Source organism: Pseudomonas sp. WT-JTC (assembly GCF_056711565.1).
On the sequence record NZ_CM160042.1, the window covers coordinates 2,812,380 to 2,832,116 of the forward strand.

Genomic DNA, 19,737 nt, shown 5'->3' on the forward strand with positions numbered 1-19,737 from the left:
ATCAGTTCACTCGCGAGAAGTCAGGCGTCCATGCCGGGGGTGCCGGCGGTTGGTTGGGGTCAGCGATGGTCTGGGAAATCACCCCAAGCTTCATGCGGGCGTACATGCGGCCCACCAGCGGGCGTTTGCCGCGGCTCTCAACGAACACCCACTGGCGATCCATCAGCCAGCGCCGTTGGTAAGCTCTGGCCTTGTAGCCGGTGAGGTCCGCCAGCTCCTCATCCGAGAGAATTTCGGTTTCCATGTTGATGCTCCATGCCACGCGTGGCGGCAGAAGGTGGGGAGGGGTTCAGATGATTGCGGTCAGCATCTGACTGCCGTCGGCATAGGTAACCGCGTCCGCCATCTGGTGTGTTCAGGTCAAAGCCAGGCACGGCCGTTTTGTTTTCTGTGGGCATGGGGCGTCCTATGCTGGGGCATGCCCGGGCGGTGGAAAATTGTTAAAGGTTCAAACTGTGGACTGGAATCAGCTCAAGCTGACATGATCAATGTCTTTTGAGTGGGGCAGGATGTCGTGGAGAGAAGGACCATTGGGATTGTGTTGGCAGTTGGGCTCGCCGGGCTTGTCGGCAAGGGGATGATTGACAGTCATAACAATCCAACCGCCAACACAACCCCCAACTACAGCGTTGTTCAAGACAAAGTGGCGCCGATTCAACCGAGCATCCCGAAGGAATCCACCAAGGCCGAAGATTCTGAGTTCAACTATGATCTCTCACATGCTCATAGCAGTCGGAATCTCAGCAAGGCCGATCTCGCTTGGCATGCTCTGAATACCTACGGATGGGACTGCTCGGAAGTAGTTGCTGAACAGCAACCACCAACAGAAAAGTACTCAGTTATTACCTGTTCAAGTGGCTTGAAACTTCGAGTGTATCGGCGAAGTGACGCTCACCCGATCATCCGCAACATGAAGGGTGGTTATGACTGAGCTGGTACGACTTTGCAATGTCGCGTATTTGTAGATGAGCCCGGCATAAATCCGGCTCAAGGAGCTCAAAATGACAAAGCGCATGCAACCGGTGTTCACCATCAAGGAATTTCACGATGGACAGCCATTCATCTGTATTGAATCCTATACGGCAGAAAACGGCTTCCCCGATCAGTCCTTTGGATTTGACCTGCCACCCGGCACCACCATGGAACGAGCGAAGGAAATAAAGCAGTTCATGAAGGAAAATTTGACCAATTTCCTTGCGCTGGCGTAGCTATCAGCGCAATAGGTGGGTGGGTCATGTGGCCGCTGTCGATTCTGGCGAGTAGTCCATCCACGAAAGCTTGGTCGCCGACTTCCGCTTTGCATCGTTCTGCGGCAGCTTGATCTTTGCCCTGATGATCACGTCTCGGCACCGTCCCAGCTTGCGAATACGCTCGGCGTAGTCGGCGGCGTACTGGGGGGGCATCGAACATGCTGCTGAGTTGGGCGACTCGCTTGCCATCCATGATATTGATAACGCGGTCTTCGACAGCCTGGAGCCACTGGCTCATCGAGAGTTCGATGCGCTAACCCTTCTCGATCTTGAAGTCGCGAACCTTCTTTTTCGCCTCTTCGCGGGCGAAGTGCTCATTCATTCCAAAAACAGCAAATGTGCTCATGGTGAATCTCCAGTCAGGCGCCGCGCTCCGTGGCCGGATGCGACAGTGGCAAATTGGTTGATGGTGGGGTATTACGAGTGACCGGCATGGAGCCGGATCAAGGAGAAACAAATGGCAGAAGACACGAAGAACTTCGCAGCATGGATGAGGGCAGCCGACATCCAGTCCTCAGTCACGCGTTGTGCGGATGTATTCAATTCCGGAGTTTTCAACGCGGGCAGCAGTGCAGGAGTAATGTTCGAGTCAGCGGTAACGCTTGTGTTGGTCCATCTCAATGACCTGTTGCAGAAAGCCAAACTAGATGGACAAAGAATAAATTTCGATGACGACATGGAAGTTACTGAAAGCATGACCGATGTCACTGATCTCGTTAGAGCGTGTAGAAACGCTGCTTGTCACGTTACGAGTGGGGAACACAAGATCGACGCGGGGAAGTTTACTTTCTGCGTAGCTTCAGGGTATGGGCCTCGGGCCTTTGTTATCAATGATCAAGAAATGGGATGCGATTACGCTGATGACATTGCCGTTTATTACGGAAAAAACCGCGTATATCTGAAAAGGCATTTGCTGCGGAGCTTTGAGTTGGTTGCGCAAATTTACCGAAATGAGGGCAGTTGGTAGCAATGCACATGCCTTGCTTGCCTGCTAGGACTGCAATCCGATGGCGGTCGATCCGGCCATGATTGACGACGGTGCCAGCGCCTTCAGCCAGGCCCGCCCTCCGTGACCGGATGCGACAGTGGCAATTTGGGGTGTGGTGGGGTATTACAGGAGACCGGCATGGGGCCGGGTCAAGGGAGCGTGGTGATGTCGGACTTAGATGAGAAGGGCGCGAAATGGGCAGAAGAGGTGGAGAGGCGAGCAGATGAGGGAATCCCTCTCATCAATCATTTCATAGAGCCGCCGTTTAAAATGAGTTCGAGCGATGGGTGTTTACACATCGACGCTCCCTGCATGATTCTTGGCGGCACCAATAAAGCCACTGTCGTAAGGATCACCCTATCGGGCGCAGCAGCTTTAGCGCTACGGGACCATCTGAATACGGCCGATTTCAGCCAGGGCACCGGTTTCTCTAGCGGCAATAAACACTGAAGTTAATCGGTATGGCAAATCCGTAACGCCTCACGCCGGTAAGCCAGATCCAACTTACGCGACACGTTTTCGCTGATCGTTATTTCGTGTCGCGACATGGTGGCGAATCGGGCGGAGTCTCCGGCCGGCGCCGCCGCAAGATTCAGGATGAAGGTCGACACCGTCTCCTGCCATTCCTCGAAGTCGTGGCGCTCGCCCAGCACCTGAAGTGCATCAGCAAGCGCCTTCGACACAATCAACGTGCGCTTCTCGGCGCCGATCCGGTCCAGCAAGGCTTTCTCCTTGGCGCGCTTGTCCCGCTGAATATCCGCGTTGCTCTTGGCCATGGCCTGCCTCTTCAATTCCGTGGGCCGGTAGATCCAGCCATGTCTTTCGTCGGCGCTGGCGCACCTGGTTGCTGATGCGCCTCATTTGTCGGCGTACGTGAAGTTGTTCTCGCGGGCAATGAGCTTGGCGCGTTTATGGTCGATACCGATTTCGGTCGCGGCTTGATACTGGGTGGCGCCGCCTTCGGCCAAATTCTTCAGCGTCGGGGCCAGCTTGTCGCGGTCGGCGCGCAGCTTGTTGCCGCGTGCGGTGCCAAAGGTCAACTCACGTTCACCACTGACGCCCGGGGCTATCTCATGCACCGACTTGCCTGCGCCGAAGTAGTGATCCAGCTGCTGGTTCAGGTTTGCGAGGATCGAGTCTCGCGGGTTGGGCATTGGTACGCCGATCATTTTCCCCAGCCCTCGATGTTCACGGTTACGCCATTGGCTCGTGCTTCCAACACCTGGGCCAGGTTGATCGCCGCTTTCCAGGTGAAGCGGAAGCCCTTCACCTTGCAGGTCGAGCGCTCGATGACGTGATAGGCGTTCTCGCCCTTGCTGACGACCTGGTAGCGAACCGGGTTAGCCGGCGCGTCTTTACCGATCATTGCGTAGAACTCGGCGGTAGCCGCCGTGGCGCGAATCTGCAGGGCGATGTTGCCGTCGACGCGCGCTTGCATCAGTGGGTGCATTTGCATGGTTGATCCCTCGGTGTGGGTTGCGTGTATTCGTCAGCACTCGTGTTGCCTGGTGTGTTCTATTGGGCGCAGGGGAGAGTGCTGACGGATAAAGGCAGGCGTAAAAAAGCCCGATCGGAACCGGGCTTTTGTTTGCGTCACGAAGACCTCCCTACGTGTCGCAGGTGCCGCCATTGGGCGGGCTTCGATATCTGTCGGTTACATGACTGCCAATCCTCCGTGCTGGGCTGGTGGAAATGCGGGGGCCGCGTTGCGCGGTGCAGAATCATCCGCATCGGGGTGTGATCAGGCCGGTGCTGATATCCGGCATGCGGGTAAATTATCCTGCTACCCCGCCAATCAGTGTCGTTGCATCAGCCTGCGCATTCAGATCACACTCCGATACGGCCTGGTGCTGGGGAGTATACCCTGTTGCTGTTGCTCGATAAGGCGTTCCCGTCCTGGCGCACCACGCTGGTTAGCTCGGTTACGTCAGCGGTGACGGCATGGCGAAAATAAAGCTGCCGGCCGCGCTTCTGGCGGTGTTGGCTGCCGGTGGTTCGGCCTATCAGCTGATGGACGTGGCGGTCCCCATCGTCGAGGGCAACCCTCTGCATGCCTATCTAGACATTGGTGGCGTTCCTACCATCTGCGGAGGGGTGACCAAGGGTGTGAAGTTGGGCGACGTTGAAACAGTCGAGGGCTGCACGCGCCGCAACCGTGAGGCCATCGACATCGGGCTGAGGGACGTTGCGAGGTGCGTCACCACCCCCGACCCCATGCCCGAATCGATGAAAGCGGGGTGGGGCTTGTTTGCCTACAACGTTGGTGGGCCGAAGTTCTGCGGCTCGACAGCGGCCAACCTGCTGCGCCAAGGGCAGTACGTGCACGCGTGCGATCAACTCAAGCGGTGGCGATTCGTTGCCGGTAAGGCTAACAAGCGAAATAGCGAAAGAGCTAAATAGCGAAACCGCCCCCGGGCGGCTTTCGCGGGGGAGGGGTATGTCTGAAGTAATGATGGCGCTGGGCGACTTTCGCTTCAGCGTGGCCACGACCGAGTATCAAGGGCTGTCGACCTCGATGGCCTGGCGCTGGGCGAAAAAGGATCGTTACGGGGCCAAGCCAGGCAAGCAGTTCCACGGCCCCGACAGCACTAGCAAAACCTTCGACATCACCGTTTACCCGCAGTCGCGCGCCGACGTGTTGCTGTTCGACCGCCTGCGCATGATGGGTGACGCGGGCGAGCCGTTGCGCCTGGTGTCGGGGGGAACGGCCAAGGTGGAGGGTCAGTTGAAGCAGTCGGGGGCCGACCTGGGGCTGTGGGTGATCGACGGCCTGACCGTGGCGGATGAATTTTTCCTCAAGGACGGTACGCCCCTGGTGCGCAAGGGGTCGCTGTCAATTTCCGAGTACGGGGAGGATGAAGCATGAGGACTTACCGCACCCGTCCGGGCGACATGCTCGACGCCATTTGCCATGTGTATTACGGCGCTCGCCCGGGAACGTCCGAAGCGGTGTTAGAGGCCAACCCGGGGCTTTGCCGGCGGGGCGCGGTACTGCCTGAAGGACTGTTGATTGAATTGCCAGACCTGGCCCCGGCGCAAGCGCCTGGGCAAGTGTCGCTGTGGGATTGAGGACGACCATGAAAAAAGCGGACTACCGAATCACGGCCAACGATGCCGACATTACCGCCATGCTACGCAAGCGCTTTATCAAGTTGACCTTGCAGGATTCCGCGGGTGAAGACAGCGATACCGTGGCGATTGAGTTGGATAACCGCGACAACCTGATTCGCCTACCGTCGACGGGCGCGGAACTGAAGGTGTGGATAGGCGAGCCGGGTGCCCTGGTGTTCAAAGGTGCCTATCAGGTCGACGAACTGGAAGAGCCATTAGACGATCAGGCCCTGGTGATCCACGGCAAGGCGGCCAAGATGCTGGGCGGGATCAAGGCCCCGCGTGATGCCACGTTCGACGGGATTACCCTGGGCGCGCTGGTGGCCAAGATGGCCACCGAACATGGCTACATTGCGGCCGTAGCGCCGGACCTGGCTAAGCATGTCTTTAACCATATCGACCAGCGTGCCGAATCCGATATGAATCTGCTGACGCGCCTGGCTCGTGAGCTGGGTGCCGTGGCGAAGCCGATTGGCGGTCGCCTGGTGGTGCTGCCCAAGGGCCTGGCGCAGACCGTCACGGGCGCCGCCCTGCCGACCATCGTGATCAGTGACCCGGAGAACAGCAGCGGCCGGGTCACGATCCAAGAGCGCAACGACTATCAGTCGGTGGTCGCGTATTGGTTCAACGAAGCCGAGCAGCGCAAGGTGCCGGTGGTCGCGGGCATAGTTGCCGGCGCGGTGTCGGTGTACGGCGATGCCCCGGACAATGCCAGCGAGGCGACTGAAGACGCCGATAGCCAGGCGGGCCCGCGCTACATCATCCGCAAAACCCATACGGATCAAAAGAGCGCCCAGGAAGCGGCGGCGGCGCAATTGAAGAAGCTGCAGCGCGGCAAGTCCACCATGTCCATCACCCGACCGCTGACGCCTGAGATGGTCGCCGAGGGCCGGCTCGATGTGCGCAACCATCGCACCAGCGCTAATCGGCTGTGGCAGATCGCTGCTCACCAAGTGATGTCAGGTAAAGTTCCAGATCCAACCGGCGGTGCTATGTACTACTACGCGACGACCATGCCCAAGCCGCCGGTTTGGACGAAGGGTGCAAAGCAGACGCTTAAGCTCGGTTGCCACCTTTTCTTCATAGAAGTGCCGTGAATTATGGCTTGAGGTGTTTTAGGGTTTTATTGATGAAATACCTCCTAATGGAAATTGATCCGTTTTCATATATCCAAAACGGGACATTATTCACGTCAACCATTTGATTTGTCATATTTCCCATAAGCCCGGATGGCAGTTCGGCGTCTTTTCCTTCGGATACTCGCTGAAACTCACGAGCCATACAAAAACTAATGAAGTCAGCAACTTCCAGCAGATAATGGCTTCCCGGTGAAACGAACTTAGGGGCTATAATTGCGTTGCCACCAGCTAAATAGGTGAAGAGTCGTGTGTATTGGAGGCCCAGAAAGCACTCATCAGCCCAGCCCTCGGTTTTTTCACCATTTGATGTGTCTTTAATGTTGTCGAAAGTCCACATCGTTTGTTTTTTGTTATTTCGAAAAAGTGAGAGGGTGGTCAATAATGTTTGTTTGAAGATGTCTTGTTTTTGATGTTTTAGTTGGGCTGCTCTCTCTTTCTTGTCCTCGTGCAGTATTATTGCGCTTGAGAAGTTAAACGTGGCAAGGTGAGGTTTTAGACTTTTGATCAGTGCGGCATATCTTTGTCCGTACTTAATTTTGTCTTTAATTCCAGCAAAATCAAATTTTCTGTCGTCTCCATTGTCGCTCCAAATCTTTGTGAAGTGGTGTGTCCATTGCTCGGGCGGGTGATTCGGGCGTGCGATTAGCTTCAAATTACGCAGTTTCCGCTCAGCAATTTTATGCTTTGTTACATGTAAGGCGACCATGGATATACAAAAAAAGCTTATTTGCTTGCCGTTTATTTCAACTATTCTTCCTGCCTCGTCACCATATAAATCCCATGGGCATTCAGTTTCTATTATCGGGATTTGAAACTGAGTTTCCGCTTCACAGCTAGTACAAATGACAGGGAATGAAACAGGAACCCAATATCCTGACTTGTCGAGTGCCTGTATAGGTTCCTTGGGATGAGTTAAGTCTCCAACCCAGTCTATTTCGTTGATGTGGCTACAGTTCTGGCATATCGATTTCATTCCTGCTAATTCCACGGGCACTATTCCGGGGTTTTTTCGGAAGGGTCTCTTATCTTGTTTCAAAGGGCGTATCCTTACTGTCTGAGATCCATTTAAAGGCTTTTTCTTTAAAGTGCTTGCATAATATATTTAATAGTGGCTGTTTGGTGTGGGGTGTGCACACCCCTAGTCGTGTAGCGGTTCCTAGATTCTATTTACCAGTTAACCAACGGTTTTATCAAGTCATACCGTTGATTGCTCATGTTGCCAATCGCATGGTCAACCTTGAACTACTCGAACGCCTCAGTGGGCACGCCCTAGTGCATCACCATCTGTTCTGCGTGCTCCTTTGGCGTCGCGGGTCCAGCCATTCGCGAGCCAGCTCAGTCGACTACTTCACTGGGCGCCGATCGTGGATGTCCACCATGCCACCGGCGCTGTCGGCGGTGATGATTACGAAGCCGTCGTGCTCGTTGGGCTCATGCTCGCCGGGCAGGTCTTGTACCAGTAGCAGGGGAGTTTGAGGTCGGCAGAACGCCGGGGAGGGGGCAAAATAAGCGCAGTGACTTTCCGAGTGATTTTGTAAAAAGCGGTTGCGCACTGTTAGGCATCGTTGCAGCGAGAGCCTGGCGCGAAGCCTTGTGTTTAACGGACTGTAGATGTGTCCGCATGCATGGGGTGCTAGTGCGCTAGGGGGGCAACGAGATGGTTGCCAGCCATTGTGCAGTACAGAGATCGACCACAAGCGGTCGCTGGACGCTCCGATATCACTTTGATAACTTCCCGTGAGGCTGATCAGCAGGACACTCAACCCATATTTCAAACACATTGGAGCTCCATGTGCACGGACGCAAACTCTTTTTTGCTTTGTTACCAGTACTGGCCCTTAGTGGGTGCTCGACCGTCGGTGCCGACTATGCCGGTACTCCCCCGGCGAAGGCGATCACTGCCATTGCGACCGAGTATGGCAAGGAACGCGTAACTTCTGTTGCTACCCGAAACGGTGCATCGATCTCTCTACCTGAGGAAGCTGCCGATAGCACATTTAAGGCCGTTATAGATTACTGCTATGCCCGCGGCGGGCGTGCCTATGATTGGGATAAAGGAACAGGAAGGGCATGTGTCCACGAGCAGAGGGAGCGTGAGATATTCGTCATCAAACGATTTGCTGAGGGGGCGGGGATGGTCGGGCTGAACGTCGTGGAGTTTACCGAAACCAACGGCAGGGATGTCGATTACTACCTTAAGTCCGCGTGGAATTACACGACTCTATCTGAGAAGCAGCGCCAACAAGCTGAAGACATTGAGATGGAGAAGTTAAGCCAGGAAATCAAGCGGCAACATCTGATAGACAAGCGAATCAGCGAGCGAAACAAAGTAGCCTACCGCGGAGCTCAGGTTTGCCAAAATGTGGAGTCCAGGGACATTCTAGGTTCATCAACTACCGTCCTGGTAGCAGTCGTCGAGCAAATCGAGGGTAACCGACTCAAAATATTTGTAGAGCGCGCTGTTATCCCAGGTGCACCAAGCCTGAGTCCTGGCAGCTTCAAGCAGCATTATGGTTGGGTGAATGTCTGGGATGTTTATCCCTGCAGCTAACGACGCCGAGGGCGGAAGGGAGCGTATGCATTGTCCGTGGATGGTCACATTCTTGGCCAGTCGAAGGAGGGGGAAAAGTTGCGCAAAACCCTCGCTGAAAGCCACGGTTTACCGTTTGCATAAGCACAAAAAAGAGGATTTTTTGCCACCCTAATAGTTCCCAGCGTGGGGTACTAGGGGCGAGTGTGTCGTCAATTTATGACTCGGGCGTCATCAGCACCGCGAGCGTCAGCTTGATGAACTCTTCATTCTTGTCGATGGCTTCAAGGGCGCCGCGCACGTTGTCGGCGACATCGGCCGATCCGCGCTGCTCAACCCAGTTCGATAGCTCCAAGATGGCAGCTTCAAGGGCGAGCTGGTTTTCGTTGATCTTGAACAGTAGGGAAGGGAGCAGATCTGAGTTTGGCATCGCGAATCCTCGGTTATGAGGTCAGCGTAGCACTGCGTTTCATGAAGGATTCTTAACCGTCGGCAGAACGCCGGGAGAGGGGCATAACGGGCTGAGTTATGGAACACTTCCAAAATAGTTATGGAACACATGCCCAGCACCTAGATTTTCCCCTGATCCCAGAAACGACAAAGCCCTGAATAATCAGGGCTTTGTCGTATCAAAGATGGCGGAGGCGATGGGATTCGAACTCATGGACCTGTTACAGTCGACGGTTTTCAAGACCGTTGCCTTAAACCACTCGGCCACACCTCCGTTTGCGTTGCGGGCGCCATAATACCTGAATGAAACACACTGTCAAACTCTCTGCATGGCTTGTTACAGAGCGTCTGTTATGATCTTTGCGACTGAACGTTTCAAACCAACAGGAGTGTCGCCATGCGCGAACAGGATTACGCAGTTAATAACAGCGTGCAGGCTGAGCAGCTAGAGGTTAGCCGCGTCCTGCGCAATACATACGGCTTGCTCGCCCTGACCCTCGCATTCAGCGGTGTGACGGCCTACGTTGCCCAGCAGATGCGTGTTGGCTACCCGAATATTTTCGTGGTGCTGATCGGCTTCTACGGTCTTTTCTTCCTCACCAACAAACTCCGTGATTCGGCGTGGGGCCTGGTGTCGGCATTTGCCCTGACCGGTTTCATGGGTTTCCTGCTTGGCCCGATCCTCAACCGTTACCTGGGCATGCAGGGCGGCGCTGAAGTGGTCAGCTCGGCGTTCGCGATGACGGCGCTGGTGTTTGGCGGCCTGTCGGCGTATGTGCTGATTACCCGCAAGGACATGAGCTTCCTCGGCGGTTTCATCACGGCAGGCTTCTTCGTGCTGCTGGGTGCAACGCTGGCGGGCATGTTCTTCCAGATCAGCGGTCTGCAACTGGCGATCAGCGCAGGTTTCGTGCTGTTCTCCTCGGTCTGCATCCTGTTCCAGACCAGCGCCATCATTCATGGCGGCGAGCGTAACTACATCATGGCTACCATCAGCCTGTATGTATCGATCTACAACCTGTTCGTCAGCCTGTTGCAGCTGTTCGGCATCATGGGGCGCGATGATTGATCGTCGGCCTTGAAGTAAAAAACCCGCTCAGGCGGGTTTTTTTATATTCGCAATTCAGGGCTATTCGACAATGACGATGCTGCCGTCGGCTTGCTGGCGGTAGATGGTGTAGGGCAGCAACAAGGTATCGAGTGCGCCGGAGATGACCACATCGATCAGCACAATAGCGGGGGCAGGGCCATGTACCTGCGCATCCCGGCCCTCTTCGAGGGGGGCATTCAGGAAGCAAAAATCGTAGGTCACGCCACTGTAGATGCGCGGTACCGCACCGCAGTAACTTTTTTGCTTCTTGAGGCTTTTTGCGGCCGCTTCGTCACTGCGCACAACTGTCTGAATCGTGCCGCAACCCGCAAGCATCAATGCCGCGAGTAGCATTACTGTGGTTTTCATACCGTCAATCCTTCGCCGGAAACCGTCAATCTACTTCAGTCTGAAACAAATATCACTCACGCCATGGGCGGCAACCGGCGCTTGACCGGAGTTTTCTTGACGATTGCCGTATTGGTTTCAGCGAGGGTGTTGAGGCGGTCGAGCAGGGTGTCCAGTTGTTCCATCGAGCGCACATGCAGGCGCGCAATGAAACAGTCGTCGCCGGTGACCTTGTCGCACTCGGTGAATTCGGGAATGGCCATGATTTGCCGTTCCACTTCCTGCAATTGCCCCGGCAACGGGCGAACGCGCACGATGGCCTGGAGTTGATAGCCAAAGCATTTCGGGTCGATTTCAACGGTGTAGCCCTTGAGTACTCCACGCTCTTCCAGGCGGCGCAGACGCTCGGCAACGCTGGGGGAGGACAGGCCACTGATTTGCGCCAGGGCCTTGAGCGAACGTCGCGAGTCTTCCATCAGAGCCGTGATCAGCACCTGGTCGATGTCATCGGTCATGGCAAAATCCTCTGTTAGGCACTTTTTCAAAACGGCCTTGATAAAAAAGGTCGATCTCGAGTTTAGCCTGCTTTTTGCTATGGAGTAGCGCCTGAGTGCATTGGCATACTTTGCCCACAAACACAGGAGTCTGATGATGGACAAAACCCTACGCCGCGGTTCGTTCGAAATGACGGCCGCCATGCTGATCTCCGGCACCATCGGTTGGTTCGTGCTGGTGTCCGGGCAACCGGTGCTGGATGTGGTGTTCTGGCGTTGCCTGTTCGGTGCCGGCACCTTGCTGCTGATTTGTGCCGCCTTCGGCTTTTTGCGCCCCGGTATTTTGACCCGCACCACCTTCTTGCTGGCGGTGCTCAGCGGTGTGGCGATTGTCGGCAACTGGGTGCTGTTGTTCGCCTCCTATTCCCGGGCGTCGATTGCCATCGGCACTGCCGTCTATAACGTCCAGCCGTTCATGCTGGTAGGGCTGGCGGCGCTGTTTCTCAATGAAAAGATCACCGCGCAGAAACTGGCTTGGCTGGGCGTGTCGTTTCTCGGAATGCTGGCGATTGTCAGCGCCCATGGCAGCCAGGGCGAGAGTGGCAACGATTACCTGACGGGTATTGCCCTGGCGTTGGGTGCGGCATTTCTCTACGCGATTGCCGCGCTGATCATCAAGCGCCTGACCGGCACTCCACCGCATTTGATTGCGCTGATCCAGGTCAGTACTGGTGTGTTGTTGCTCGCGCCATTCGCGCATTTTTCGGCATTGCCGCAGGCGCCGAGCGCGTGGGCCAGCCTGATGACGCTGGGCATGGTGCATACCGGCGTGATGTACGTGTTGCTGTACGGCGCCATTCAAAAGCTGCCGACGGCGTTGACGGGGGCGCTGTCCTTCATCTACCCGATCGCGGCGATTTTCGTCGACTGGTTTGCCTTCGGTCACCGCCTGGAGCCGCTGCAGTGGATCGGTGTCGCCGCGATCCTGCTGGCCGCGGCCGGCATGCAACAGGGCTGGTCGCTGAAGTTTCGGCGCACAGTGACGCCGTAACCCGCTACGTCGGCGTCAGATGTTCCAGCGCGGCGCGCTCCCGGCCAGTCGCTGGCGCATCTCGCCGACGTTGGCGGCCAGTTGTCGGGTCAGCAAGCTATACCCGTCCAGACTGTTGTAGATCGGCGCATCAAGGCTGACCAGCGGCAAGTCCATGGGCCGATTGAGCCGCTGGGCGGCACCTGATTTCAACGCCCGGGCCATGCCGATCAATTGCACGCGAATCTGTCGGTGCTCAGCTTTCAATGCCGTTTGCAGGAGCGTCATCGCCTCGGGGTCATTGGCATCCGGTCGGGTGTTGCCGAGGATTTCCAGGGTGCTGACGCACATGCGCAGGTTGCGCTGGATGGCATCCAGTTCGGTCATGGAAATCTTCACTTCCTTGGACACCGACGGCATCAGTGAGCGAAGTTGCACCATCACCGCGTTCAGGCGAGTCATGAGTTTGAGGTGTTCGTCGGCGGTGATGGCCTGGCCGTCAATGATGCGCCCGTAGGTTTTCGCGCAATCACGCAGCGCATCGGCCAGGTTGTAGCGCCAGGAATAAACCGCGTACAGCGGCAGGGCGAAGGAAAACGCCAGGGCCAGGGCAATGCCGATCAGGATATCCACTCCGCGCCACAAGCCATCGGTGACCGGGTTGTCGCCGTGCCCCGCGACGATGAACACGGTAATCGCCGACAGCAGCGCGGTGTAACCACCCTTGCCGATGGCGTGATACGAGAAAAAACCGCAGACCACCGACATCGCGAAATAGGTCAGCCAGGGCATCCCGAGCCAGGCCTGTTGTGCCACCAGCGCCAGGCCGACGCCGGCGCCGATCAAGGTGCCGATGGCACGCTCGGCGGCTTTCTTGCCGATGTTGCCGTGGTGCTGCAAGCCGCCGATCACCACCAGCATCGTCACCGACGCCCACTCACCGTGGGGCAGATGGATGCCGGTGGTCAGCAGGATCGTCGCCAGCAACCCGAGCGACACCCGCACCGCATGGATCACCCGGGCATGGCGATAGCGCCGGTACGGGTCCAGCAACGGCCGCAGCAATCGGCGCAGCAGCGGTGGCAATCGTTGGGCTCTGGATGTACTCAGGCTAGCTCTCCTCAGAAGATGTAGTCGGTGGTCAGGAAGCTCGAACTGCGGCCGCTGATGATCTCGCTGATCAGGTCCTTGTTGGTCTCCTGGAACTTGGTGGCCACCAGGGTGCGGATTGAAAACACCCGCAGTGCGTCATGGACCGACAAGGTGCCTTCGGCGGAGTTCTTGCGACCATTGAAGGGGTAGGTGTCCGGGCCGCGCTGGCATTGGGCATTGAGGTTGATGCGCCCGACCTGATTGGCAAAGGTATCCACCAGCCGGCCAACCGCCACCGGGTTGGTGCCGAAGATGCTCAATTGCTGGCCGAAGTCCGACTCCAGCACGTAATCGATCACGGTATCCAGATGACGGTACGGCACGATGGGGATGACCGGGCCGAACTGTTCTTCCTGATAAACGCGCATCTGCGGCGTGACCGGGTATAGCACCGCCGGGTAGAAGAACGACGCACGCGCCTCACCGCCGTTGGGGTTGACCACCTTGGCGCCTTTGCTTTCGGCGTCCGCCACCAGTGCATGCAAATAGTCGACCTTTCCCGATTCCGGCAGTGGCGTCAGGGATACGCCGCTTTCCCAGGGCATGCCGGGTTTGAGGTTGGCAAGTCTGGCATTGAATTTGTCGATGAAGGACTCGACCACGTCTTCGTGGACAAAAAGGATTTTGAGCGCTGTGCAGCGCTGGCCATTGAATGACAGCGAGCCCGTCACCGCTTCACTGACCGCATTGTCCAGATCCACTTCCGGCAGGATGATGCCCGGGTTTTTCGCATCCAGGCCCAGCGCTGCGCGCAAGCGGTGTGGTTTCGGATGGAGTTTTTTCAGGTCGCTGGCGGCCTTGTTGGTGCCAATGAAGGCAAAGATGTCGATCTTGCCGCTGGCCATCAGCGCGCTGACCGTCTCGCGGCCGCTGCCATAGATGACGTTGATCACCCCGGCCGGGAAGCTGTCGCGGAAGGCTTCCAGCAACGGGCGAATCAACAGCACGCCCAGTTTGGCCGGTTTGAACACCACGGTATTGCCCATGATCAGCGCCGGGATCAGCGTGGTGAAGGTTTCGTTCAACGGATAGTTGTAAGGACCCATGCACAGGGCGACGCCCAGCGGCACACGACGGATCTGGCCGAGGGTGTCCTGCTCCAGTTCGAAACGGCTGGAGCGGCGGTCGAGTTCTTTCAGCGCGTTGATGGTGTCGACGATGTAGTCGCAGGTTCGGTCGAATTCCTTTTCCGAATCCTTGAGATTCTTGCCGATTTCCCACATCAGCAACTTGACCACGGCGTCGCGCTGCTCGCGCATGCGCCCCAGGAAGGTTTCGACGTGCTGGATGCGCTCGGCCACGCGCATGGTCGGCCACAGTCCCTGGCCACGGTCGTAGGCGCGCACGGCAGCGTCGAGGGCGGTCAATGCGGTCTCGGCATCGAGCAACGGCGTGCTGCCCAGGATCACTTGCTCGTCGCCATTGGCGCCGGCCAGATACACCGGGCTGCGAACCTGGGCCAGTGGCCCGTTCCAGGTTTTCAGCACGCCATCGACCAGGTACTCACGCTGCTCGGTCTGGCCATCAAGGCGGTACTTTTCCGGGATGTCAGCGGGGCTTGGGAACAGGTTCTCGAGAATCTTGGCTGTGGTCATGTCGCTACCCCTCTGGATTGGATAATGCACTGATGAATCGTTTTAGCAGACCTCAGCGATGCTTGTCATGACTCATCTCAGCGTTTTGTCGCATAGCGTGATGGATGGCGGATTTATCGACGCCTTCCGTCATGGCCTCAGAAGCTCCCCTTGTTGGCCCCCAATGCCCTCAACCCGCCCATGCGGGGTGCCTTAGTGTTGACCTCTGCTTGATCACAACAAAAAAGTGCACCCGGCAGACCGGGCACCCAATGAGAGGACAGCCATGCAGGCAAGCCGGTTAACTGAAAAGCCTAGTCTTTGTTTGGCCTTGGCGGGGTGCGTCTTTGCTGCGTTGCTTGCGGGGTGCGGCGAAGAGCCGAAAAACCCGCCGAGCCGCAGTGAAGCAGGCGCCGCGAAGCCCGCCGACGCCGAGTTGGCGCAGGTTTACGACAACAGCTGCAAGCTTTGCCATGCCAACCCGGCGGCCGGGGCGCCGCTGACCGGCGACATAAAGGCCTGGGAGCCACGGGTGCAGCAGGGCGCCGACACACTGCTCGATCACGCGATCAACGGTTACAACGGCATGCCGCCGATGGGCATGTGCATGCAGTGTTCGCAAGAGCAGTTCCTGGCGCTGATTGCCTTTATGTCCGGCCAGCCAATCCAATAACAAGAAAGCAGGGTGCGATTCATGACGATGGACATGACACGGCGTCAGCTGTTGCAACGGGCGAGCGTCATTGGCGCCTTTACCGCGCTCGGCTCGACACCGGCATTGGCCGAACTGCTGCGCGCGCCACGGTTGATTCCCTGGCGCAACTGGTCGGGCGGCCAGAGTTGCCTGCCGGCAGCAAGGCTGGCGCCAAAGAACCTGGATGAGTTGACGCAAGTGGTGCGCCAGGCACCCGGCAAGATTCGTCCGGTGGGCTCGGCACACTCCTTCAGCGCGCTGGTGCCCACTGACGGGACTTTGCTGTCGCTGAGCTATTTCTCGGGTTTGCTCGATCATGATGCGAAAACCCTGCAAGCCGAGTTCGCCGCCGGTACGCCAATGTCACGCATGGGCACACCGCTCAAAGACATTGGCCAGGCCCTGCAAAACATGGCTGACATCGATTACCAGACCCTTGCCGGTGCGATCTCGACCTCGACCCACGGTACCGGCAAGAACTTTCAATCGTATTCGGCGCATGTCTGCGGCTTGCAATTGGTGGCCGCCAACGGCGACGTGCTGGAGTGTGACGCCAATCGTCACCCTGAAGTGTTCAGCGCCGCCCGGGTGTCGCTGGGGGTGTTGGGCGTGGCAACCAGGGTGCGCCTGCAAAACCGCCCGGCGTATCGCTTGCGGGAGCGGCAGTGGATCGCCAGGACTGAAGAGTTGCTGGAAGACCTGGACAAGAACACCCGGGAAAACCAGCACTGGGAAATGCTCGTGGTGACCCATTCCGACTACGCCTTGTCGATCGCCCTGAACGAAACCAGCGACCCGGCTACACCACCGGTCCCGGCAGATGAGGAGGGCGGCAACGAGTTCGTCACGCTGATCGAGAAAATCGACAAGTACGGCAGTGATTTCCCGGACCTGCGCCGCACGATGCTCAACAGCCTGCGCCACCTCGCCAGTTTCGATGATCGGGTGGGCGACTCGTTCGATATCTACGCCAACGTGCGCACGGTGCGTTTCAACGAAATGGAATATTCCGTGCCGGCCGAATACGGTCCGGCGTGCTTGCGCGAGATCCTCAAACTGATCCAGGACAAAGACCTGCGCACCTGGTTTCCGATTGAATACCGTTACGTCAAGGCCGACGACATTCCCCTGAGCATGTTCGAAGGCCGCGACAGCTGTTCGATCTCGGTCCACCAGCATTACCAGATGGATCATCACAACTTCTTCGCCGCCGTCGAGCCGATTTTCTGGAAATACAACGGCCGGCCGCACTGGGGCAAGTTGCATACATTGAACGCGAAAAACCTGCAGCCGCTGTACCCGCGCTGGCAGGAGTTCATCCAGGTACGGCAGGAACTCGACCCCAGCGGCAAATTCCTCAATGCGCATTTGTCATCGATTCTGGGGGTGAACTGATGGCCGTCAATCGCCGCAATTTCTTGCTTGGCAGCGCAGGCGTCGGCGCCTTGTTGGTGGGGCTCGGGGCATGGCTGCGGCCGGGGGACCGAGGTGCGCCGTACAGCGATTACTTCCGTACGCTGAACCGCGAACTCAAGGATCACGGCCCGATGCGACCGGTGATGCTGATCGACCTTGATCGGCTGGATCACAACATCGATGTGGTGATGCAATCGGTCAAGCGCGGCGGCAAGCACCTGCGGCTGGTGGAAAAATCGCTGCCGGCACCGGGGCTATTGGCCTACATCGCCCGGCGCGCCGGCACGCCACGCCTGATGTCCTTTCACCAACCGTTTCTCAATCATGACGCGGTGCAGTTTCCCGAGGCCGACATTCTGTTGGGCAAGCCGCTGCCGGTGCGTTCGGCCGAGTTGTTTTATCGTTCGCACAAGGGCGCTTTCGACCCTTCGAAGCAATTGCAATGGCTGCTCGATACGCCGCAACGCTTGCAGCAATACCTCGCCCTGGCTCAGGGGCTGGGCACGCGATTGCGGGTGAACATCGAACTGGATGTCGGACTGCATCGCGGTGGCGTCAGCGACCTTGGCGTACTCGGGCAGATGCTGACGCTGATCAGCCAGCATCCACAGCACCTGGAGTTCGCCGGGTTCATGGGCTACGACCCGTTCGTGGGCATGGGTGTACCGGGGATTCTGGGTTCGCCCGAGGAGTTGTTCGCCAAGGTGATGGTGATCTACAGCCGCTGCGTCGATTTCACGCGTCAGCAATACCCCGCTTTGTGGCATGGCGGGCTGACCCTCAATACGGCTGGCAGCCCGAGCTATCGCATGCATGAGCGCGAACAGCTCAGCAGCGAAGTGTCGGTGGGGACGGCGATGCTCAAGCCCGTTCACTATGATTTGCCGTCACTGGTGGAACATGTGCCAGCCGCCTACATCGCCACGCCGGTGTTAAAGAGCACCGGGGCGGTGAATATTCCGGCGCTGGATGACAAGTCCGGGTTGTTTTCCTGGTGGGACACCAATCAGCGCCAGACGTTTTTTATCTATGGCGGTCACTGGATGGCGGAGTTCGAATCGCCGCCGGGGTTGCAGAGCAATGCTGTGTATGGCCGTAGCTCGAACCAGGAAATGGTCAATGGTTCGGCGGCGGTGGGGCTGACGGTTGAGGACCAGGTGTTTTTGCGGCCGACCCAGACGGAGTCGGTGTTGTTGCAGTTCGGGGATTTGCTGGCGGTTCGGGGTGGGAAGATTGTGGATAGCTGGCCGGTGTATTCCTGAAGGATTTTCAGTGCATTTGCCGCCGCCTTCGCGAGCAAGCCCGCTCCCACAAGAGCAACGCTGCACCCTGTGGGAGCGGGCTTGCTCGCGAAGGGGTCAATCAGAACGCATAGGGAATACTGACCTTGGCCCAAAGCATTTCCCCTTCAGGCCGGTTTTCCACGTCGAATTCCTTGGCCCAGCGAATCTCCGCGCTGGCGTATTTGAGAAAGGTCCAGTGCAGCGCCGGACCAATCGCAAACACCTGGCCGCGCACCCCGTCGTTCACGTCCTGGCCATTGAACTGCACGGTGTGGCCGAACTGTTTGTCATCGGTGGTTTGCTTCAGGTAGTAGCCGTTCAGCCCGAGCATCAGGTCGTCGGTGATCTTGAAACTGGCCGAATAGTCGAAGTGGAAAATCTGCCCCGACTTGTAATCGGTGTCCTTGTTTTTCTCGTTGAAACTGTAGGTGGTCTTCATCGACACCTCGGTTCTGTCCGTCGGCAGCCAGGTGAAGGAGAACAAGGGTTTGTAGGTGTAGAAGTTGTTGCTGGTATTGGCCAGGCGATCAACGCTGTATTCGCCGGTCGGCACGGTGACTTCAATGGCGGCGCCGAGGGTCAGGTTCGGGCCCATGTCCCAGAGAATGATCGGCGCGATCGTGGTGTCGCCCATGCCTTCGCGGGTGTCCTGCAAGCCGAACACCGCGACTTCCTGCTTGAGCCACGGTTGCGCGATGTAGCCGGCCAGCCGGCCGCCGAATACCCGCACCGGGCTGAGGTAATCCAGGCGCGGAATGACCGCCGTGGATTCGATCTCGACGTTTGGCACCTTGCCGCCGAGCGAGCTGATGTTCAGCTTCGTGGCTTTGTAGTGGTTGTAGTAGAGGTTGAACGCAACCATGTTGTCCGGAAGGCTGTCGGGCGAAAGCGGCAACATGAAAAAGCCGTCGGTGCCGGGGCCGATGTTGTCCACGCCAGCCTCGGTGGCCAGTGCCGGTTGCGGGGCGCAGACGCCGGCCAGGCCAATGACCAGTAGGGGAAGAGTCGTGCGGGTCGGGATCATGGGTGTCCTCATTATTATTGTTAGCGGGCTTTCCGGCGTCCATACGAGGGCCGCAACATAGAAATAGGCTGTCTGTGCCCCGCAAGGTAGGGTATTGGCGGCCATTTAGGGGGGCATCTGCGGACAGCCTTCGAACCCTGTGCTAACTTCTTCCGACATAACCG

At 57.6% G+C, this 19,737-nt stretch carries 25 protein-coding genes, 1 tRNA gene and 1 pseudogene; 14 read left to right on the forward strand and 13 right to left on the reverse strand.

Translation table 11 applies throughout. The annotated features are described in order from the left end of the window. Position 1 precedes the first annotated feature (1 nt). Positions 2 to 244 carry a DUF4224 domain-containing protein gene (locus tag AC06G5_RS12935; RefSeq protein WP_480459613.1) on the reverse strand — a complete coding sequence of 81 codons (243 nt, stop codon included), beginning with the start codon at positions 242 to 244 and terminating at the stop codon, positions 2 to 4. Positions 245 to 499: 255 nt separating this feature from the next. On the opposite strand from AC06G5_RS12935, the gene AC06G5_RS12940 reads away from it, so the two are divergent. The 4 genes from AC06G5_RS12940 (at position 500) to AC06G5_RS12955 (ending at position 2,688) form a co-directional block, all read left to right on the forward strand. After that, positions 500 to 931, forward strand: coding sequence for a hypothetical protein (locus tag AC06G5_RS12940; RefSeq protein ID WP_480459614.1), 432 nt, complete (start codon positions 500 to 502; stop codon positions 929 to 931). A 70-nt stretch (positions 932 to 1,001) separates the two neighbouring features. Then, entirely contained in the window at positions 1,002 to 1,208 is a 207-nt protein-coding gene (locus AC06G5_RS12945; RefSeq protein WP_480459615.1) for a hypothetical protein, read from the forward strand. Between the two features lie 499 nt (positions 1,209 to 1,707). Beyond that, positions 1,708 to 2,217, forward strand: coding sequence for a hypothetical protein (locus AC06G5_RS12950; RefSeq protein WP_102675202.1), 510 nt, complete (start codon positions 1,708 to 1,710; stop codon positions 2,215 to 2,217). A 186-nt stretch (positions 2,218 to 2,403) separates the two neighbouring features. Beyond that, positions 2,404 to 2,688 carry a hypothetical protein gene (locus tag AC06G5_RS12955; RefSeq protein ID WP_480459617.1) on the forward strand — a complete coding sequence of 95 codons (285 nt, stop codon included), beginning with the start codon at positions 2,404 to 2,406 and terminating at the stop codon, positions 2,686 to 2,688. Positions 2,689 to 2,690: 2 nt separating this feature from the next. Here the strand turns inward: AC06G5_RS12955 and AC06G5_RS12960 are convergent, their stop codons facing one another. The 3 genes from AC06G5_RS12960 to AC06G5_RS12970 form a co-directional block, all read right to left on the reverse strand. After that, the gene (locus AC06G5_RS12960) at positions 2,691 to 3,014 is read right to left on the reverse strand and encodes a hypothetical protein (protein WP_480459618.1); all 324 of its coding nucleotides are present in this window, start codon (positions 3,012 to 3,014) and stop codon (positions 2,691 to 2,693) included. 81 nt (positions 3,015 to 3,095) lie between these two features. Beyond that, a complete protein-coding gene (locus tag AC06G5_RS12965) occupies positions 3,096 to 3,407 on the reverse strand; it encodes a hypothetical protein (protein WP_480459620.1) in 312 nt (103 codons plus the stop codon). Continuing rightward, positions 3,404 to 3,694, reverse strand: coding sequence for a hypothetical protein (locus AC06G5_RS12970; protein ID WP_480459621.1), 291 nt, complete (start codon positions 3,692 to 3,694; stop codon positions 3,404 to 3,406). Before AC06G5_RS12970 ends, AC06G5_RS12965 begins: the two co-directional genes overlap by 4 nt. Before the next feature lie 485 nt (positions 3,695 to 4,179). Here AC06G5_RS12970 and AC06G5_RS12975 point away from each other — a divergent pair, with 485 nt between their 5' ends. The 4 genes from AC06G5_RS12975 to AC06G5_RS12990 are packed head-to-tail and all read left to right on the forward strand — an operon-like array spanning position 4,180 to position 6,446. After that, positions 4,180 to 4,638, forward strand: a complete 459-nt coding sequence (locus tag AC06G5_RS12975; protein WP_480459622.1) for a glycoside hydrolase family protein — start codon at positions 4,180 to 4,182, stop codon at positions 4,636 to 4,638. A gap of 37 nt (positions 4,639 to 4,675) precedes the next feature. Next, positions 4,676 to 5,104 carry a phage tail protein gene (locus AC06G5_RS12980; RefSeq protein WP_095052219.1) on the forward strand — a complete coding sequence of 143 codons (429 nt, stop codon included), beginning with the start codon at positions 4,676 to 4,678 and terminating at the stop codon, positions 5,102 to 5,104. After that, the gene (locus AC06G5_RS12985) at positions 5,101 to 5,307 is read left to right on the forward strand and encodes a tail protein X (RefSeq protein WP_480459623.1); all 207 of its coding nucleotides are present in this window, start codon (positions 5,101 to 5,103) and stop codon (positions 5,305 to 5,307) included. Before AC06G5_RS12980 ends, AC06G5_RS12985 begins: the two co-directional genes overlap by 4 nt. 8 nt (positions 5,308 to 5,315) lie before the next feature. Continuing rightward, positions 5,316 to 6,446, forward strand: a complete 1,131-nt coding sequence (locus AC06G5_RS12990; RefSeq protein WP_480459625.1) for a contractile injection system protein, VgrG/Pvc8 family — start codon at positions 5,316 to 5,318, stop codon at positions 6,444 to 6,446. Position 6,447: 1 nt separating this feature from the next. Here AC06G5_RS12990 and AC06G5_RS12995 read toward each other — a convergent pair whose 3' ends face one another. Together AC06G5_RS12995 and AC06G5_RS13000 are read right to left on the reverse strand one after the other, a co-directional pair. Next, complete coding sequence (locus AC06G5_RS12995) at positions 6,448 to 7,524, reverse strand: hypothetical protein (RefSeq protein WP_480459626.1); 1,077 nt, start codon at positions 7,522 to 7,524, stop codon at positions 6,448 to 6,450. A gap of 131 nt (positions 7,525 to 7,655) precedes the next feature. After that, positions 7,656 to 7,927 (reverse strand): annotated as a pseudogene (locus tag AC06G5_RS13000) (SOS response-associated peptidase family protein); the annotation flags it as partial. Positions 7,928 to 8,280: 353 nt separating this feature from the next. Between AC06G5_RS13000 and AC06G5_RS13005 the strand changes: the two are divergent. Then, positions 8,281 to 9,039 (forward strand): hypothetical protein, encoded by a 759-nt coding sequence (locus AC06G5_RS13005; protein WP_480459628.1) that lies wholly within the window; start codon positions 8,281 to 8,283, stop codon positions 9,037 to 9,039. 196 nt (positions 9,040 to 9,235) lie between these two features. Here AC06G5_RS13005 and AC06G5_RS13010 read toward each other — a convergent pair whose 3' ends face one another. Both AC06G5_RS13010 and AC06G5_RS13015 read right to left on the reverse strand, forming a co-directional pair. After that, positions 9,236 to 9,448 carry a hypothetical protein gene (locus tag AC06G5_RS13010; RefSeq protein ID WP_480459629.1) on the reverse strand — a complete coding sequence of 71 codons (213 nt, stop codon included), beginning with the start codon at positions 9,446 to 9,448 and terminating at the stop codon, positions 9,236 to 9,238. Between the two features lie 206 nt (positions 9,449 to 9,654). Further along, positions 9,655 to 9,742: transfer RNA gene (locus tag AC06G5_RS13015), tRNA-Ser, on the reverse strand. 123 nt (positions 9,743 to 9,865) lie between these two features. Here AC06G5_RS13015 and AC06G5_RS13020 point away from each other — a divergent pair. Then, the gene (locus AC06G5_RS13020; protein WP_007995889.1) at positions 9,866 to 10,537 is read left to right on the forward strand and encodes a Bax inhibitor-1/YccA family protein; all 672 of its coding nucleotides are present in this window, start codon (positions 9,866 to 9,868) and stop codon (positions 10,535 to 10,537) included. Between the two features lie 60 nt (positions 10,538 to 10,597). On the opposite strand, the gene AC06G5_RS13025 is transcribed toward AC06G5_RS13020, so the two are convergent. Continuing rightward, complete coding sequence (locus AC06G5_RS13025; protein ID WP_413428326.1) at positions 10,598 to 10,927, reverse strand: YceK/YidQ family lipoprotein; 330 nt, start codon at positions 10,925 to 10,927, stop codon at positions 10,598 to 10,600. Between the two features lie 56 nt (positions 10,928 to 10,983). Continuing rightward, positions 10,984 to 11,421, reverse strand: a complete 438-nt coding sequence (locus AC06G5_RS13030) for an Lrp/AsnC family transcriptional regulator (protein WP_413428327.1) — start codon at positions 11,419 to 11,421, stop codon at positions 10,984 to 10,986. Between the two features lie 136 nt (positions 11,422 to 11,557). Between AC06G5_RS13030 and AC06G5_RS13035 the strand changes: the two genes are divergently transcribed. Continuing rightward, positions 11,558 to 12,451, forward strand: coding sequence for a DMT family transporter (locus tag AC06G5_RS13035; protein ID WP_413428328.1), 894 nt, complete (start codon positions 11,558 to 11,560; stop codon positions 12,449 to 12,451). Positions 12,452 to 12,466: 15 nt separating this feature from the next. On the opposite strand, the gene AC06G5_RS13040 is transcribed toward AC06G5_RS13035, so the two are convergent. Together AC06G5_RS13040 and AC06G5_RS13045 are read right to left on the reverse strand one after the other, a co-directional pair. After that, positions 12,467 to 13,507, reverse strand: coding sequence for an FUSC family protein (locus tag AC06G5_RS13040; protein ID WP_413428332.1), 1,041 nt, complete (start codon positions 13,505 to 13,507; stop codon positions 12,467 to 12,469). 44 nt (positions 13,508 to 13,551) lie between these two features. After that, the gene (locus AC06G5_RS13045) at positions 13,552 to 15,177 is read right to left on the reverse strand and encodes an NADP-dependent glyceraldehyde-3-phosphate dehydrogenase (RefSeq protein ID WP_413428329.1); all 1,626 of its coding nucleotides are present in this window, start codon (positions 15,175 to 15,177) and stop codon (positions 13,552 to 13,554) included. A 265-nt stretch (positions 15,178 to 15,442) separates the two neighbouring features. Here AC06G5_RS13045 and AC06G5_RS13050 point away from each other — a divergent pair, with 265 nt between their 5' ends. From AC06G5_RS13050 to AC06G5_RS13060, 3 genes are all read left to right on the forward strand, one after another. Continuing rightward, positions 15,443 to 15,829 carry a c-type cytochrome gene (locus tag AC06G5_RS13050; protein WP_413428330.1) on the forward strand — a complete coding sequence of 129 codons (387 nt, stop codon included), beginning with the start codon at positions 15,443 to 15,445 and terminating at the stop codon, positions 15,827 to 15,829. Positions 15,830 to 15,850: 21 nt separating this feature from the next. Further along, positions 15,851 to 17,245: a D-arabinono-1,4-lactone oxidase gene (locus AC06G5_RS13055; RefSeq protein ID WP_480459631.1), complete on the forward strand. Its 1,395-nt coding sequence runs from the start codon at positions 15,851 to 15,853 to the stop codon at positions 17,243 to 17,245. A gap of 74 nt (positions 17,246 to 17,319) precedes the next feature. Next, positions 17,320 to 18,528: a DSD1 family PLP-dependent enzyme gene (locus AC06G5_RS13060; protein WP_413428333.1), complete on the forward strand. Its 1,209-nt coding sequence runs from the start codon at positions 17,320 to 17,322 to the stop codon at positions 18,526 to 18,528. Between the two features lie 100 nt (positions 18,529 to 18,628). On the opposite strand, the gene AC06G5_RS13065 is transcribed toward AC06G5_RS13060, so the two are convergent. Further along, on the reverse strand, positions 18,629 to 19,573 hold the full coding sequence (locus tag AC06G5_RS13065) for a SphA family protein (RefSeq protein ID WP_413428595.1): 945 nt from the start codon (positions 19,571 to 19,573) through the stop codon (positions 18,629 to 18,631). Positions 19,574 to 19,737 lie beyond the last annotated feature (164 nt).